The organism is Bacillus sp. FSL K6-1012 (genome assembly GCF_037964915.1).
In the GTDB taxonomy this organism is placed as follows: domain Bacteria; phylum Bacillota; class Bacilli; order Bacillales; family Bacillaceae; genus Bacillus; species Bacillus halotolerans.
The window spans coordinates 319,260-334,142 of the sequence record NZ_CP150175.1 but is presented as its reverse complement, the minus strand read 5'-3'; the positions used below and the strand labels follow the sequence as shown (position 1 = coordinate 334,142).

The window sequence follows — 14,883 nt, the reverse complement described above, 5'->3', positions numbered from 1 at the left end:
AACGCACAAAAAGAAGGCTTTTCCGCCTTCTTTTCTTTAATATTCATTAAAATAGTCTTGGATTTTTTTAGGATCATCTGTTTTGGTGAGCGCGAGCATTAACAATATCCGGGCTTTTTGCGGATTTAAGGAGTTTGAAGCCAAAAGGCCGTTTTTCACATAGTCGCCGTTCGGTGTGACGACACCATTTCCCGTACGGGTTGAGCGAACCACTGTGACGCCTTTTTTGACCGCACTGACTGCACCTTTTTCGGCTGCGTCAGATAACGATCCGTTGCCTGATCCTGCGAAGACTATGCCTTTTGCTCCGGCTTTCACAGCCGCATCAAACAGATAGCTTCCGTCATTTTGGTAGCCGTACAGAATGTCTACTTGCGGCAGTTTATCAAGACCGGAAATCGAGAACTCCGTATCCTTTGTATGCTTGCGTGTCATTTCATTATGAAAATAAATGTCATCGGCAATCGTTCCGATGTATCCCATTTCTTCTGATTTAAAGGTGTCTGTTGCGGTTGTATTGGTTTTTGTAACGTACCGTGCTGAAGCAATGCGGTCATTGAGAACGACGAGCGTCCCTTTCCCTTTTGCATCAGGTGCGCCTGCCACTTTAACTGCGTTATACAAGTTGGACGGGCCGTCAGCACTGATGGCTGTGGATGGCCTCATCGAACCGGCAACAACAACCGGTTTATCGCTTTTTACAATGAGGTTCAGAAAATAAGCCGTTTCTTCTAATGTATCTGTTCCGTGGGTCACGACAATACCGTCAACATCATCTGAAGAAAGCAGTTTGTTGACTCGGTTTCCGAGCTTCAGCAATGTTTTGTTATCAATGTTTGTGCTTCCGACGTTAACCACTTGCTCGCCGCTGACATTCGCAATGTCCTTCATCTCTGGCACCGCTTTGATCAGAGACTCAACGCCGACGACACCTGCTTTGTATTCAGTTGTAGAGGTTTTTGATTTATCGGCTCCGGCAATCGTACCTCCTGTCGCCAGTATTTTGATATTTGGAAGGTCATTTTTTTTGGAAGCAGCAGCTGAAGAAACTTTTTGTGTCTGCGGTTTTTCTTTTGGGGATTCTTTTGCTTCAGGAGATTGTAAGCATCCGGTAAAAGCAAGCAATAGTGCGGTAAAAAGGGTCAGTAAGAGGAATCGTTGTATTTTCATGTTTTCTCTCCTTTTGTTTGGTAACGTCTTTACACCTTTTAATAATTGAATATTTCATTTATTCAGTCAAAATGTGCGTCAGGTTATCTCTCAGCTTTTTTATATGCTCATTTTATTTTCTTATTCGAGTTCCTTTATCTTGACATTCGATGGGTGAATCATGATAATAGACCAGTCACTATATTTTATGATCGCAATCAGTAAGGTGGGAATGTTATGAGCTATGGAGATTCTCGTGAGAAAATCCTTTCTGCAGCTACCCGGCTTTTTCAGCTGCAAGGGTATTACGGCACGGGACTGAACCAGATTATTAAAGAAAGCGGTGCACCTAAAGGCTCTCTTTACTACCACTTTCCCGGGGGTAAAGAACAGCTGGCAATTGAAGCCGTGAATGAAATGAAGGAATACATCCGCCAGAAAATCACAGACTGCATGGACGTGAGTACTGATCCCGCAGAAGGCATTCAAGCCTTTCTGAAGGAGCTCTCCTGTCAATTCTCATGCACAGAGGACATCGAAGGCCTGCCCGTCGGCTTGCTTGCGGCAGAGACATCATTAAAAAGCGAGCCTTTGCGAAAAGCCTGTGATGAAGCCTACAAAGCGTGGTCCCTTGTGTTTGAGGAAAAATTGCAGCTGTCGGGTTACAGCGAGAGCCATGCCAAGGAATCAAGCATCATCATTAACGCGATGATTGAAGGCGGCATTCTTTTATCATTAACGGCAAAAGACAGCACACCGCTTCTTCATATCTCCAGCCGCATTCCCGCTCTGTTGAAGAAATAAAAAAAGAGACATACTACTACAAGCTGAGTGAATACATTCAGATGAACGAGAGGAGAAATAGATTTGGAAACAGCAGCTAAAGCATCTCAGCAATATAAAGTGATGCCAATTATGATATCTTTGCTGACAGCCGGTTTTATCGGTATGTTCAGTGAAACAGCGCTGAATATCGCGTTAACCGATCTTATGAAGGAATTGAACATTACAGCGGCAACCGTTCAATGGTTAACAACAGGCTATTTGCTTGTGCTCGGTATTCTTGTTCCTGTTTCAGGTCTGCTATTGCAGTGGTTTACAACTAGACAGCTTTTTACTGTGTCACTGATTTTTTCAATCATAGGCACCTTGATTGCGGCGCTTGCGCCTAGCTTCTCATTTTTATTAGCGGCGAGAATCGTTCAGGCACTTGGAACAGGACTCTTATTACCGCTCATGTTTAATACGATTTTGGTGATTTTCCCGCCCCATAAACGGGGAGCGGCCATGGGAACAATCGGACTTGTCATTATGTTTGCGCCGGCAATCGGCCCTACATTTTCCGGGTTGGTTCTTGAGCACCTTAACTGGCACTGGATTTTCTGGATCTCTCTTCCGTTCCTTGTGCTTGCGCTCATTTTCGGTATCCTGTACATGCAAAATGTGTCTGACATCACAAAACCGAAAATTGATGTCCTGTCTATTATTCTGTCGACGATCGGCTTCGGCGGCATTGTGTTTGGATTCAGCAATGCGGGTGAAGGCTCTGGCGGATGGTCCAGCCCGACTGTGATCGTTTCACTTATTGTCGGTGTTATCGCCCTTATTCTATTTTCAATCCGTCAGCTGACGATGAAGCAGCCGATGATGAACCTGCGTGCATTCAGATACCCGATGTTTATTTTGGGCGTCATTATGGTCTTTATTTGCATGATGGTCATCCTGTCATCCATGCTGCTTCTGCCGATGTATCTGCAAGGCGGCTTAGTCTTAACAGCATTTGCCTCAGGACTTATTCTCTTGCCGGGCGGTATTTTAAACGGATTTATGTCACCTGTCACAGGCCGTCTGTTTGATAAATACGGACCGAAGTGGCTTGTTATTCCGGGATTTTTGATTGTGACTATTGTTCTGTGGCTCTTCTCAAATCTCACGACAGCTTCAACAGCAGTGCTGATTATCGTGCTGCATACCTGCTTGATGATTGGGATCTCCATGATTATGATGCCTGCTCAGACAAACGGTTTAAACCAGCTTCCGCGTGAGTTTTATCCGGACGGCACTGCCATTATGAACACACTTCAGCAAATGGCGGGCGCGATCGGGACAGCGGTTGCGGTCAGCATCATGGCTGCCGGTCAGCATGACTACATGAGCAGCGTAAAAAATCCAGCCGATCCGGCAGTCATTCCGCAAGCATTGACAGCTGGCGTTCAGCATGCATTTGTCTTTGCGATGATTGTTGCGATTATCGGTTTAATTGCCGCTTTCTTTTTGAAGCGAGTAAAGGTTGATCATCAATAAGAAAACCCCCTGATCTTGAGGTCAGGGGGTTTTTTATACCTATATCGGACAACACACTCAAGCAAGACGCGAGCGGCGCCGAAGGAGGTGAACATCTATTTTTAGGCGATCGCTTTTAACGCGCGGATAAAATCGCCGCCATTTCATCAATCACATAACGCAGTTCGCCCTTCGTATTATAAAAGTGAGGAGCGAGACGGATGACATTGTCCCGCGGAGCGCAAATCACGTTTTTCTTCTTTAGTAACGCCGCCGTTTCAGATGCCCGTTCATCCCGAATGGAAACCATGCCCGGCTGCTGTACCGATGGCGCCCCCGCAAGCTCCAGCCCTTTTTCAGCTGCATATTGAAACGCATCGGCACTCACTGCTTTTATATGATCGCGGATACGGGACATTCCGATATGATTCAGCAGCGATAAAGCCGCAGCCGCTGCATACACGCTTATAAAAGCAGGGGTTCCTGTTTGAAAACGCCTCGCGCCTTCTGCATAAGACGACGCCCCAAACCCGTTTTCCCGCCCGAACCAAGCAGATGCTTTGGGCTTCAGCTCGTTCGCCAGCTCTTTTCTCACATAAAGAAACGCCATGCCCGGTATGCCGAGCATATACTTTCTGGTGCCTGCCGCCAGCATATCTATGCCCCATTCTTTCACATCAATAGGAATATGCCCGGCAGATTGATAAGCATCCACAAATAACATCGATCCCTTTCTCTTGGTGATGGCAGCGATGGCTTTTATATCCTCAATGCAGCCGTCACGGTAATGAACGTGCGGAACACAGGTCAGCACCGTCTCTTCCGTGATATATGTTTCATATTGTTCGAGCGGCTGCTCACCGTCTATTGAAGGGATCACAGATACATTATAATCAGATTGCGCCTGCCAAATATGAGACACCGCCGGAAAATCCATCTCCGTGTATACAAGATGTTTCTTTTTAACAGCAGACAAGGATGATGCCACGGAAATCATCGCATCAGAAACTGACGGCACAATCGCAATCTCATCCGGCTCAGCCCCTACCAGTCTCGCAAACTCGTTTCTGGCACTCTCTGTCTTTTCAATCGCTTCATTCCAGTTCGTCCCCCTATGCAGCAAGCTGTCATGATAATCTTGTATCGCCTTTGACACCGGCTCTGCCAACGCGCTCTGTGAGCAGCTGGCAAGCATGATGCGGCTCTGCACGGTTGGGAATAGATGTCGGTATTGCTGCGGCAATTGTTCCATTCTGATTCACTCCTTTTTATTATTTTGATGAAAAATCCAGAAATAAACAATAGAATAATAAAAGGAGATGGTAACCATGAGAAAAAAAGTGCTTTTCACAGGTTTTGATCCTTTTGATCAGGAAACTGTCAATCCATCGTGGGAAGCGGTGAAACGGCTGAATGGCTTTGAAACGGATCAGGTGATCATCGCTTCGGCACAAATCCCGACTGTGTTCAGAACCGCTCTCGACACTTTGCGGCAAGCGATTCATAAACATCAGCCGGACATCGTGATCTGCGTCGGGCAAGCCGGCGGCCGGATGCAGGTGACACCGGAACGGGTCGCGATCAATCTTGCAGACGCGCGTATCCCGGATAATGAGGGAAACCAGCCGATTGATGAGGAGATTTCTCCCGGCGGGCCTGCCGCTTACTGGACAGGGCTTCCGATTAAACGCATCACATATCAAATGAAGGAAAACGGTATTCCGGCGGCTGTTTCCTTTACGGCCGGCACATTTGTATGCAACTATCTGTTCTACGGGTTAATGGATCACATCCACCGTACGTCTCCGCACATTCACGGCGGGTTTATCCACATTCCGTACATTCCGGAACAAACAATCGACAAAACAGCGCCGAGCCTCAGCCTCGACATGATCGTCAAAGCATTGAGGATCGCCGCTGTTACGGCCGCACAATATGATCAGGATACGAAGTCACCCGGCGGCGCGCTGCACTAAGCGGCGGCCGCTTCACTGGTCAGTCTCTTTTTGTATACAAACGCTGATAGTGTGACACTCACTTCGAACAGGACAAGCAGCGGAATCATCACGAGAAAATCAGAAATAAAATCTGGCGGGGTAATCAATATGGACACCACGATCAGCAGAAAATAGGACAGCTTTCTCGCTTTGGCCAGCCGGTATGGATTTAAGATGCCTAACCTTGTCAAAAACATCACCACAAGGGGCATTTCAAACAGAAAACCGAACGGCAGGCTCAAATTCACCATAAACCTGAAATAGCGGTCAGCGGTAAACATCGTTTCAAAATGGCCGGCAGACAAATGTGTCAAAAAGCCGAGAACGATCGGAAACAACACAAAATATCCGAACGAGATGCCGGCCAGAAACAGGGCGAATAATCCCGGTATGTACATCAGTGTCACGTTGCGCTCCGTTTTTGTCAGCGCCGGCGCTACAAAACGCCAAAGCTGATAGGCGGCAACGGGGATGGAGGCGGCAATCGCACAAATGCCGGCAAGCATCATATATACCCAGAGAATTTCACTCGGTCCGAGAACAGCTAATTTTCCGTCAAAATCTCTGATCAGCCAATCATAAATGTCCTCCACAAACAAAAAAGCCGTAATTAAAAACAGAAGAAAAGCCGCAAGTGTGAAGATGATCCGACGGCGAAGCTCTTCTAAATGTCCAATCAGATGAGTTTCTTTTTTATCCATTCAAAAAAGCCCTCCCTTTCATGAGAAAAAGAGGCAGACCATGCGTCTGCCTCATCAGCACTCAGCCTGCGTTTTTGTCCTGCTTGACCGCTGACAGCTCAGCTGATTTTTCTTCTTTTTCATCACCAGACACAAGTGATTTTGTGGCGCTTTTGAATTCCAGCAGAGTCCGACCGGCGGCTCGCCCGATTTCCGGAAGCTTTGAAGGGCCAAAAATAATGAGGGCGATGACAAAGATCAGAATCAAGCCTGGTATTCCAATGTTTGAAAACATTATGTTTCACTCCTTAATGCGTGATTTTTGCCCGTTTTTTGATCATTTGTTTTTCATGGGCTTTGTTGTGCTCAAAGAAACGATCCTCTTCGACTTCATTGGATTGTTTCACTCCGCCTTGAACCATTGTCGAGGATACCTTTCTCAATCCGGTTTGGTCTTTTTGATAAACGAATGAAGCCCGTGTGGAAATGGCTGCTCCCGGCTCTGTCACAAATGGCATTACCCGATAATCAGCTTTCCACTGGTGAGGCGTTACTGTACAGCGGACATATCCGCGGTAATCGTTAAAGAACTTGATATGTGGATTTTCCTTTAAAATTTGATCGGTATCCGCCCGCTTATCCGCTCCGTTTCCTCCGGATGTGATGGAGGTGCCGACAAATTCAGCCCCGAAAATTTTTGAGCTTGTTTTATTAAAATCAACATGCAGATTCGATGCCCAGCTTGCGTGTACATCTCCTGTCAGCACGACAACATTATTTAAATTTTTGCTGTTAATGTAATTGACGACCCGTTCGCGCTGAGCCGGATAACCGTCCCATGAATCCATGCTGTAGATCGGGCTTGAGCTTGTCCCGAAATTCCACTTTGCAAAGAAGATTTGCTGTGCCAGCACATTCCAATATGCAGTCGAGCTGCTCAAATTGTTAAAAAGCCACTGCTCCTGTTCTTTTCCTAACAAGGTCCGATTCGGATTGAGCGATTCATCAGAAGGCGGCTTATTGCCGTCGTTATTGGCTTGGTCATCTCTGTACTGGCGTGTATCCAGCACATTAAATGATGCCAAATTTCCATACGTAAAGTGGCGGTACAGCTGCATATCCGGGCCATTCGGCAGAGAGGAGATGCGGAGCGGCATATGCTCATAATAAGCCTGATACGCCGCCGCACGGCGCAATACAAACGCGTCAACCGACTGCCCTTTTTCCGGGATTTTATTGGCATAGTTATTTTCAACTTCATGGTCATCCCACGTGACAACCCAAGGAAACGCCGCATGTGCCGCTTTTAAATTAGCGTCTGAACGGTATTGGGCATGGCGGTTTCGATAGTCCTGCAGCGTAATGATTTCTGCGCTGTTGTGCGTGCGGACATTGCCCGTTTTCGATACATATTCATTCGGCCCGTACTCATATATGTAATCACCGAGATGGAAGACAAGATCAAGCTTTTCCTTCGCCATATGCTTGTAGGCTGTATAATAGCCATGCTCATATTGCTGGCAGGAAGCGAAGGCAAAGGTCATTTTCGGCACATTGGCACCTGGGGCGGGCAGTGTTTTTGTTTTTCCGACAGGACTTAGCTCATGTCCGGTTTTGAATCGGTAATAGTACACTTTGTTCGGCTCAAGCCCGTCCGCTTCCACGTGGACAGAATGGGCGAGGCTCGGTTTGGCCATTTCTGTGCCCTTTCTTACGATCTTGCGGAAGTGCTCATCCTTTGCCACTTCCCATTTGACAGGCACAGCCTGGTTCGGCATCCCCCCGCCGTTCAGCGGATCTGGCGCCAAACGCGTCCAGAGCACGACGCTGTCAGAAAGCGGATCTCCTGAAGCGACGCCGAGCGTAAACGGATAACTAGAGAACTTAGGCGCAGCATTTACTTCAAATGCTCCTACCGACTGAGCAATGGTTAATCCAAGAGAAAGCCCCGCAATTTTTCCAGCCCCCTGAATAAATTTGCGGCGGTCAAACGTATTATTCTGAAAGCTTTCGTCTTTCAATTTCTGTACCCATTCGTCAAAACGACTGTCATTTGCCATTCCAGATCCCCTCTCTTCTCATTGATCGCTTTCATTATAGGAAACCATTGTTAATTAGCTGTGAAGAAGTGTGAAGGGATTGTAAGCACTGAACATGGGAAACAGGACTTCATTCACAGCCCTTTCGCCGAAACATGCCGACAGCTGGCAAAACGGCGTGTTTTCTGCATATCCTGTCGTTTGCAAGCCGCCCTTTTTACCCATTTTTCTTCACATGATCTTAAAAAAACAAAAACACCGAGCGATTTTGCAAAATCACTCAGTGTTCGGAAAAGCTGTCTGTTATTTAGAAAACAATCTGCTGAAAAAGCCCTTCTTTTCCGGTTTTGCAGCTTCAGGCTCTTGTTCTATTAAAATTCCTTTTTCCTTCACTTCTTGCAGCCAAAATGGAAATTCAGTAAGCAACGCATCATAAAGCTCATCATCAGAGATGCGTTCAATGTCTTCGATATGCAGGAAGTTTGCGTTATCAACAACACGCCCTTCTAGCGTATCCAGTTTATTAAGAAAATCGAAGTTGCCGTTTCCGATGCCGACAAACTGCCAAAACACCGGTTTATCAGAGGCAGCTTCAATAATAGGTTTGATGGATTTTTTACACCCTCCATCATTAATAAAAACGATAAAAGCGGGATATGAACTCGGTTCTTCCACAACATATTTATGTAACACATCTTTTATGACCGGCGGCTCATCATTTCTCCCGAATTTATGCAAGAGTTCATTATTCAAAATTTCGCGATCAACATAGCCTGAAAAATCGATTTCATTGACTGGTTTTAACCGGGAGAATTCATTATCATAAACCCATACATCAAGCAGGCCGTTATCATCAAACTGATCAGCCACAGCCAAAATCCGCTCCACCACTTTTTGAACCGTTCCGTTTTTATACAGCGTTCTCATTGAACCGGTAATATCCAGCACCAGCCCGACACGAGCCGTCACCTTGGTTAACTGCTTTTTCTCCAGTACGATTTTTACGCTCTTCTTTTGCAGGTCAATTGTCGCCATTTTGTCATCTCCTGTAGTTCTTTTATCCGATTATCTCACAGAAATATTTACCATTGGTATAACTTTTTAAAGAAAAAACACCGTTCAGATGTGAACGGCGTCTCTCCTTAAAATGTGTTATATACATTTTCACATGTTTCGCCCGTCGGCTGATAAAAACAATGTGATTTGAATCTGGCCACAAACGGCTGGTTATACCAGGTCGGCGGGCAGTTTCCTCCCGGCTTGAAATACCACAAGCTGAATTTTGCCGGCCAGAACCTCTCCCCGTTTATCGTCCGGCGTGCCAAGGCCCGCTCGCTTTCCCGCGGTCTTTGATAAAAGTATCCATGGGTCACCGCTTCAAACGCATGCGGCTGAAAAATCATCTGCCTGATGGTGCGGAGGCCTTTAAAATCAGAGCAATTGGCCCTCAGCCGATTAATCCCAACATTTCCGACAAGCAGCATCCCCTGCTTTCCTTCACCTTCCGCTTCCGCTCTGAGCAGCCGTGCCATCAAGTTGACATCAGCGCTTGTTGCTCTCACAACCGCCATCACGTCACCTCCCCTTTTTCTCCTTTCATCATATTGCAATACCCAAAGAGTGATGACGGAGGGACAGGAGAAGTTTTAAAATTTATTCTCCCGGTGCTGTCACAAACCATAAAGATCGGTAATTGCAGAAGAAAAATGGACATCTGGCCGTCAAGGAAATCTCCGGTAAAATCCCGGATTCCACGGGCATGGCAGCTGCCGCTTCATCCCCTGATTCATAACAGTTCTTCAGCCTTTTTCCACCTGTAGCCGAAAACGCTTTGTAAAGAACACAAAGTAATGTTTAACTTTCCGTATTTGAGGAATCATACATAACAAATCAGATAAAAGAAGGAGGAACCTTATCATGACACATGTGAAAGCGCTCGCGATTAAAGGTATTATGACGATTATTGTTTTGTATTTGGTGCTGGGTCTTGGCTTTGGTTTCACGTTTGGTGATACGCTGCTGATGACGGTTGTGTTAGGGGTCATTTCTTATTTGCTTGGAGACCTTTATGTATTGCCCCGATGGAACAATATGATCGCCACTTTGGCTGATTTCGGTTTGGCATTTCTCGTGATTTGGCTGATGGGCATGCCGCTTTCTATGGGGATGACTGGCGGAGAAATTGCGCTGGCGGCTCTATTTGGAGCAATCGCCATGGCCATCGGTGAATATTGCTTCCATTTCTATATGATGAGCAAAGAAATTGGCAAAAAGCATTATCTTGAAACAAGAACAGATTCATAATCAAAAGGCCGGTGCTGACAGCATCGGCCTTCTATCATAAAGCATCTTCCCGGTCTATGTTTCGGACAGACCAAATCGCTATCAAGATGCCGATCGCACCTAAAGAAAGCGGAATGTAGATAATCGTTGCCAGCGATAACTCGGGGCTTTGCTGGCTGATCAGTATCGTCAATATAACCGATGAAATGATAGCAGCCGGAACAGAGCGTTTCCTCATCCCAAAATATAAAGGAATAAAACTCAAGCACGCAGCCGAAGCGGCATATATCGCCATACTGCCGACCTCTTGCCCGATAGTCTGGACTGATAACATCGCAGGTGTAAGTTGATAATATTGATTGATTTGCGCAAAGATGAATGAAAGCGCAATTTCAGACACCATAATGGTGATAAACGTCAGTCCGCCTGTAATCAGCAGCTTGGCAGCAATCAGTTTTTTCCGGCTGATGGGATATGTAAACATGACGGTAATCGTTTTATTTTTGTACTCGCTAATAATCAATTTGGCAATCAGCACACTGGCGAAAACAACAAATACAGATCTTACAAACGTTCCAAGCAAAAATAGCGTGGATGCCGCATCAGTCATCACCTCCGGCTGCGGGAGTTTTTTTTCTTCTGATGCGATCAAGCATATAAATCCGAGAATACATAGATTTGCAATAACGGCGCCTCTGTAATACCAGCCTAATTTCATTTTTTTTAATTCAAGTTTCATTAAATTCAACATGTTGTTTCAACTCCGTATTTAAGCATCTTGCCGGTCTGCTTTCCTGACTGCCATGTACGAAAAAAACAAACCGACAGCAGCTAGAGATAATGGAATATATACAATGGAAGAAATGGACAGGCCCGGGCTTGTTGAACTCATCAGCATGACGATCACGACAGATGAAATGATGGTTGCCGAGACAGAGTGCTTACGCATCCCAAAAAAGATGGGAACTAAACTGGTGCCAGCGGCGCCAAAAGCGAAAACCGCCATTTTTACCGAATGCTGAGAAATGACATCGGCGCTCAATTCTCCCGGAATGACATGGCAGATCGAATTGAGCATATAGAAAGCGGCTGCTACGAACGCATTTGAGACTAAAATAGTGATAAACGTCAGCCCGCCTGAGATGCTAAGCTTAGCAGCAAGCAGTTTTTTCCGGCTGATCGGGTACGTAAACATCACTTGAATCGTTTTGTTTTTATATTCCGATATGACTAATTTGGCGATCAGTACAGCGCCAAAAACGATAAACACCGCTCTGACAAAAGTGCCAATGACGAGAAATGCATCATCCATGCTTTGGAACGATTCAGTGCCCTCCGCTTTTTCTATGTAACTGACCAACCACATAAAGCCAAGGATAATCAGGTTAGCAATGATGACTCCTCTCACATACCATCCCATCTTCATTTTCCTTAATTCGATTCTGATCAAATTCAGCAACGGTCTCGCCTCCTTTACGCACTGATGTGATTGCCGTTGATCAAGCTGATGAAGTAGTCCTCCAGTGAAGTATACTTTTTATTCATTGATTCAATGTCTACATCATTTAAAATCAGCGCTTTTGATATGGCACCCTGTGATCGTTGAGCATCATAAATCCGAATGGTTTTATCATTTAAGATTTTAAAGTTGGCAATGTGAAGTTCTTTCTCAAGCACAAAGCAGGCTTTTGTCTGATTCGATGTAACGAGTTCGATGTATTCTGTGTTTTGTCCCCTTACATCTTCCATCGACACCTCTTCCAGCAGCCTGCCGTCACGAATGACGCCGATTGTGTCCGCAATTTGTTCGATTTCACTCAGCATATGGCTGGAGATCAGCAGTGTCATTCCATACTCTTTGCTTAATACTTGAAATAAGTTTCTGATCTTTTTAATGCCGACAGGATCAAGGCCGTTTACCGGCTCATCCAATATAAGCAGATCAGGTTTGGTGAGGATGGCGCGCGCTATGCCGAGGCGCTGCTTCATTCCAAGCGAAAATGTTTTGACGGGTTTCTTGTCGATCTGTTTTAAATTCACCATATCGAGCACTTCTTGAATGGCTTTTTTATTGTGGTATCCCATGTATGCACAATGCAGCTCTAAATTTTCGATAGCCGTCAGATTTTCATAGAAAATTGGATATTCAATCATGCTGCCGATCTTGCCAAGCACCTCATATGACGTATGAGTGAGATTGTTTCCGAGGATATTGATTTCACCGCTTGTCGGTTTTACAAGACTTGTCAGCATTTTCATGATGGTTGTTTTCCCTGCTCCGTTCGGGCCGAGAAAGCCGTAAATTTCACCTTTTTTGATATGCATGCTGACATCTGATACGACTTCTTTGCCTTGAAACGTTTTGGTCAGTCCGTTTGTTTGTACGATGTAAGTCAACGTTGTTGCTCCTTTCCTCTTTTTCCTGTTTTCTATTGTAGCGGCGGGCCCTGTCATTTTTATTTCTTCATTCTTAAGAAATTCTTACGATTGTTAATAGGTCATTCGTTTTAATGTAATCGTAAACGCTGTCCGTTCATACGGCTTGCTTTGAAGAGAGATGGAGCCCCCCATTTTTTCCACAAGCCTTTTCGTGATCGTCAAACCGAGACCGCTCCCTTGGAATGCTTTGTTTCTTGATTCTTCAAGTGTGTACAGCCTCTCAAATACCCGCTGCTGGTCTGTTTCACTGATTCCTTTTCCGCGGTCCCATACGGAGATGGCAATGCTTGTCTCATCATAAGAAAGTGATAATCCGATAAACTTGCCAACCGCGCCATATTGAATCGCATTGGATAATAAATTTTGCAGGATACGGTCCAGCGCCTCTTCATTTGCATGCGCGTATACCGGTGTATCCGGAATATCAATCTCCGCGTTAAAACCTTTTGCCTGAACGGCATCATAGTAATGCAGGATATTTCGTTTGCATACTTCGTTGATATGTATTTTTGTGATCGGGATTTGTTTGTCTTCAGATTCCAATTTGGCTAAATCAAAAAAAGAGTGGATCATTTGGATGAGTTCATTTGTTTTTTGGTGCAGCTTCTCAAGCAGTCTTTCCCGCTCGCTGTCCGGCATATCCCGGTCACTTTGGATGGCTTCGATATAACCGAGAATGACCGTCAGAGGTGTTTTGAGATCGTGTGACATATTGGTCAGCATCCGTCTCATGGATTGCTCTGTTTTTGCAAACCGGGCGTTAATATGCTGATGATCCTCAGCGAGCAGATTGATGTTGACGAGCAGATTCCTGAGCGCACGGTCATCTGTATGAAGTAAAACCTGATCGGCCGATTCGTTGTCAAGCATGGCGCTAAGCTTTTCTGCCGTATACGTCAAATTCCTGTCCCGGTTCTTTTTCATCATATATTGAATGACATTCAGACACGCTAAAGCGATGATAGCAGCAATCGTTAATACTGCCATTCTAAAACTCTCCCCATTTATAGCCGATGCCCCATAATGTTTTGATATATTGAGGAGACGATGGATCATCTTCAATCTTTTCTCTCAGCCGTCTCATATGTACATTAATGATGTTTTGGTCGCCAAAGTACTCCTCATTCCATACGGAACGATAGATTTGTTCTTTCGTAAACACCTTTTTAGGATTTGCTGCAAATAGTGTCAGCAGCTGCCATTCGGTTGACGTCAGCTGAAGCGGTTCGCCGTTTTTCAGAACGGATACATTGTCTATATCGATCGTAAGCTGGTGAACACGAATCACCTGATGTTCAGCCGGTTCACTCGACGAATATTGCGTCGCCCTCCGTATCGCTGCTTTGACTCTGGCTGTCAGTTCAATCATCGAAAACGGTTTGGCGATATAATCATCCGCCCCGAATCCCAGCCCCAGTGCTTTATCAACATCTCCGTCTTTTGCTGAAATCATTAAAACAGGAATCTTGCTTTTTTCCCGAATGATTTTTAAAACATCCATTCCATTCAGCTCCGGAAGCATAATATCAAGCAGAATAAGGTCGTACGCCTGCTCTTGAAACCTCCGAATGCCCTCTTCACCGTCGAAAGCATGCACGATTTCAAAGCCTTCTTTTGTTAAATAATGGTCCACCATTTCACTGATGGAATGGTCATCCTCCACAAGCAATATGCGCTGCATCCTCTCACCTAACCTTTTTCATAGTCAAAAAAACACACATGTCATTACGCTTATTGTAATTGAAAAACATGTGTGTTTTACAAAATTTATTCTTTTTTTCCTGTTTTCAGCTTTTACCTGCAGCCGCTCAGCTCAGCTTTTCTCCTTTACTTGTTCATATGTTTTTGGATAAAATCCAGAAGCGTATTTCCTTGTCAGAATGACGCCCTTCCCGCTGCATGCCGGGCAAGGTTTGCCTTCTATTTCTCCGGCTCTTTCACAATGCGGACAAGCAACCTCCAGATCATCAGTTGCGATCACCATTTGAATTCCTCCTTTCCCATTGATTAAAC

17 protein-coding genes and 2 pseudogenes are annotated in these 14,883 nt (G+C 45.3%); 5 read left to right on the top strand and 14 right to left on the bottom strand.

The features are described from left to right. Window positions 1–36 precede the first annotated feature (36 nt). Window positions 37–1,170, bottom strand: a complete 1,134-nt coding sequence (locus NSS75_RS01880) for a type II asparaginase (RefSeq protein ID WP_339235608.1) — start codon at window positions 1,168–1,170, stop codon at window positions 37–39. Window positions 1,171–1,386: 216 nt separating this feature from the next. On the opposite strand from NSS75_RS01880, the gene NSS75_RS01875 reads away from it, so the two are divergent. Both NSS75_RS01875 and lmr(B) read left to right on the top strand, forming a co-directional pair. Next, window positions 1,387–1,953, top strand: a complete 567-nt coding sequence (locus NSS75_RS01875) for a TetR/AcrR family transcriptional regulator (protein WP_024120104.1) — start codon at window positions 1,387–1,389, stop codon at window positions 1,951–1,953. Window positions 1,954–2,010: 57 nt separating this feature from the next. Next, complete coding sequence (gene lmr(B) / locus NSS75_RS01870) at window positions 2,011–3,453, top strand: lincomycin efflux MFS transporter Lmr(B) (protein ID WP_063623076.1); 1,443 nt, start codon at window positions 2,011–2,013, stop codon at window positions 3,451–3,453. Between the two features lie 115 nt (window positions 3,454–3,568). Here lmr(B) and NSS75_RS01865 read toward each other — a convergent pair whose 3' ends face one another. Continuing rightward, window positions 3,569–4,684 carry an aminotransferase class V-fold PLP-dependent enzyme gene (locus tag NSS75_RS01865; RefSeq protein ID WP_339235605.1) on the bottom strand — a complete coding sequence of 372 codons (1,116 nt, stop codon included), beginning with the start codon at window positions 4,682–4,684 and terminating at the stop codon, window positions 3,569–3,571. Window positions 4,685–4,760: 76 nt separating this feature from the next. On the opposite strand from NSS75_RS01865, the gene pcp reads away from it, so the two are divergent. Further along, complete coding sequence (pcp, locus tag NSS75_RS01860) at window positions 4,761–5,408, top strand: pyroglutamyl-peptidase I (RefSeq protein WP_024120101.1); 648 nt, start codon at window positions 4,761–4,763, stop codon at window positions 5,406–5,408. Here the strand turns inward: pcp and tatC are convergent. The 6 genes from tatC to NSS75_RS01830 all read right to left on the bottom strand — a co-directional run bounded on the left by tatC (window position 5,405) and on the right by NSS75_RS01830 (window position 9,719). After that, window positions 5,405–6,130 carry a twin-arginine translocase subunit TatC gene (tatC, locus tag NSS75_RS01855; protein WP_024120100.1) on the bottom strand — a complete coding sequence of 242 codons (726 nt, stop codon included), beginning with the start codon at window positions 6,128–6,130 and terminating at the stop codon, window positions 5,405–5,407. The genes pcp and tatC overlap by 4 nt on opposite strands. A 61-nt stretch (window positions 6,131–6,191) precedes the next feature. Next, window positions 6,192–6,404, bottom strand: a complete 213-nt coding sequence (gene tatAD, locus NSS75_RS01850) for a sec-independent protein translocase protein TatAD (protein ID WP_010332899.1) — start codon at window positions 6,402–6,404, stop codon at window positions 6,192–6,194. A 13-nt stretch (window positions 6,405–6,417) separates the two neighbouring features. Further along, window positions 6,418–8,169 (bottom strand): alkaline phosphatase PhoD, encoded by a 1,752-nt coding sequence (gene phoD / locus NSS75_RS01845; protein WP_103672210.1) that lies wholly within the window; start codon window positions 8,167–8,169, stop codon window positions 6,418–6,420. Window positions 8,170–8,223: 54 nt separating this feature from the next. Next, window positions 8,224–8,373, bottom strand: a complete 150-nt coding sequence (locus NSS75_RS01840; RefSeq protein ID WP_049809871.1) for a hypothetical protein — start codon at window positions 8,371–8,373, stop codon at window positions 8,224–8,226. 78 nt (window positions 8,374–8,451) lie between these two features. After that, entirely contained in the window at window positions 8,452–9,183 is a 732-nt protein-coding gene (locus NSS75_RS01835) for a VWA domain-containing protein (protein WP_101860208.1), read from the bottom strand. 107 nt (window positions 9,184–9,290) lie between these two features. Next, window positions 9,291–9,719 (bottom strand): cell wall hydrolase, encoded by a 429-nt coding sequence (locus NSS75_RS01830; RefSeq protein WP_024120097.1) that lies wholly within the window; start codon window positions 9,717–9,719, stop codon window positions 9,291–9,293. Between the two features lie 346 nt (window positions 9,720–10,065). Between NSS75_RS01830 and NSS75_RS01825 the strand changes: the two genes are divergently transcribed. Beyond that, the gene (locus tag NSS75_RS01825) at window positions 10,066–10,452 is read left to right on the top strand and encodes a YndM family protein (RefSeq protein WP_010332895.1); all 387 of its coding nucleotides are present in this window, start codon (window positions 10,066–10,068) and stop codon (window positions 10,450–10,452) included. Next, window positions 10,424–10,486: pseudogene (locus NSS75_RS01820) on the top strand (hypothetical protein); the annotation flags it as partial. The gene NSS75_RS01825 and the pseudogene NSS75_RS01820, both read left to right, overlap by 29 nt. Here NSS75_RS01820 and NSS75_RS01815 read toward each other — a convergent pair. The 6 genes and pseudogenes from NSS75_RS01815 to NSS75_RS01790 all read right to left on the bottom strand — a co-directional run bounded on the left by NSS75_RS01815 (window position 10,487) and on the right by NSS75_RS01790 (window position 14,854). Further along, window positions 10,487–11,182, bottom strand: a complete 696-nt coding sequence (locus tag NSS75_RS01815; protein ID WP_095714487.1) for an ABC transporter permease — start codon at window positions 11,180–11,182, stop codon at window positions 10,487–10,489. Window positions 11,183–11,200: 18 nt separating this feature from the next. Beyond that, window positions 11,201–11,887, bottom strand: a complete 687-nt coding sequence (locus tag NSS75_RS01810; protein ID WP_095714511.1) for an ABC transporter permease — start codon at window positions 11,885–11,887, stop codon at window positions 11,201–11,203. 17 nt (window positions 11,888–11,904) lie between these two features. After that, complete coding sequence (locus tag NSS75_RS01805; RefSeq protein ID WP_095714488.1) at window positions 11,905–12,828, bottom strand: ABC transporter ATP-binding protein; 924 nt, start codon at window positions 12,826–12,828, stop codon at window positions 11,905–11,907. 93 nt (window positions 12,829–12,921) lie between these two features. Then, window positions 12,922–13,857, bottom strand: a complete 936-nt coding sequence (locus tag NSS75_RS01800) for a HAMP domain-containing histidine kinase (RefSeq protein ID WP_024120095.1) — start codon at window positions 13,855–13,857, stop codon at window positions 12,922–12,924. Window position 13,858: 1 nt separating this feature from the next. Continuing rightward, window positions 13,859–14,539 (bottom strand): response regulator transcription factor, encoded by a 681-nt coding sequence (locus tag NSS75_RS01795; RefSeq protein ID WP_081638226.1) that lies wholly within the window; start codon window positions 14,537–14,539, stop codon window positions 13,859–13,861. A 158-nt stretch (window positions 14,540–14,697) separates the two neighbouring features. Further along, a pseudogene (locus tag NSS75_RS01790) lies at window positions 14,698–14,854 on the bottom strand (tryptophan RNA-binding attenuation protein). Window positions 14,855–14,883 lie beyond the last annotated feature (29 nt).

Bases quoted from the DNA above. Each gene is read 5' to 3' on its own strand.
- NSS75_RS01880 (WP_339235608.1), bottom strand. From the start codon at position 1,170: ATGAAAATACAACGATTCCTCTTACTGACCCTTTTTACCGCACTATTG.
- NSS75_RS01875 (WP_024120104.1), top strand. From the start codon at position 1,387: ATGAGCTATGGAGATTCTCGTGAGAAAATCCTTTCTGCAGCTACCCGG.
- NSS75_RS01865 (WP_339235605.1), bottom strand. From the start codon at position 4,684: ATGGAACAATTGCCGCAGCAATACCGACATCTATTCCCAACCGTGCAG.
- pcp (WP_024120101.1), top strand. From the start codon at position 4,761: ATGAGAAAAAAAGTGCTTTTCACAGGTTTTGATCCTTTTGATCAGGAA.
- tatC (WP_024120100.1), bottom strand. From the start codon at position 6,130: ATGGATAAAAAAGAAACTCATCTGATTGGACATTTAGAAGAGCTTCGC.
- tatAD (WP_010332899.1), bottom strand. From the start codon at position 6,404: ATGTTTTCAAACATTGGAATACCAGGCTTGATTCTGATCTTTGTCATC.
- phoD (WP_103672210.1), bottom strand. From the start codon at position 8,169: ATGGCAAATGACAGTCGTTTTGACGAATGGGTACAGAAATTGAAAGAC.
- NSS75_RS01840 (WP_049809871.1), bottom strand. From the start codon at position 8,373: ATGGGTAAAAAGGGCGGCTTGCAAACGACAGGATATGCAGAAAACACG.
- NSS75_RS01835 (WP_101860208.1), bottom strand. From the start codon at position 9,183: ATGGCGACAATTGACCTGCAAAAGAAGAGCGTAAAAATCGTACTGGAG.
- NSS75_RS01830 (WP_024120097.1), bottom strand. From the start codon at position 9,719: ATGGCGGTTGTGAGAGCAACAAGCGCTGATGTCAACTTGATGGCACGG.
- NSS75_RS01825 (WP_010332895.1), top strand. From the start codon at position 10,066: ATGACACATGTGAAAGCGCTCGCGATTAAAGGTATTATGACGATTATT.
- NSS75_RS01815 (WP_095714487.1), bottom strand. From the start codon at position 11,182: ATGTTGAATTTAATGAAACTTGAATTAAAAAAAATGAAATTAGGCTGG.
- NSS75_RS01800 (WP_024120095.1), bottom strand. From the start codon at position 13,857: ATGGCAGTATTAACGATTGCTGCTATCATCGCTTTAGCGTGTCTGAAT.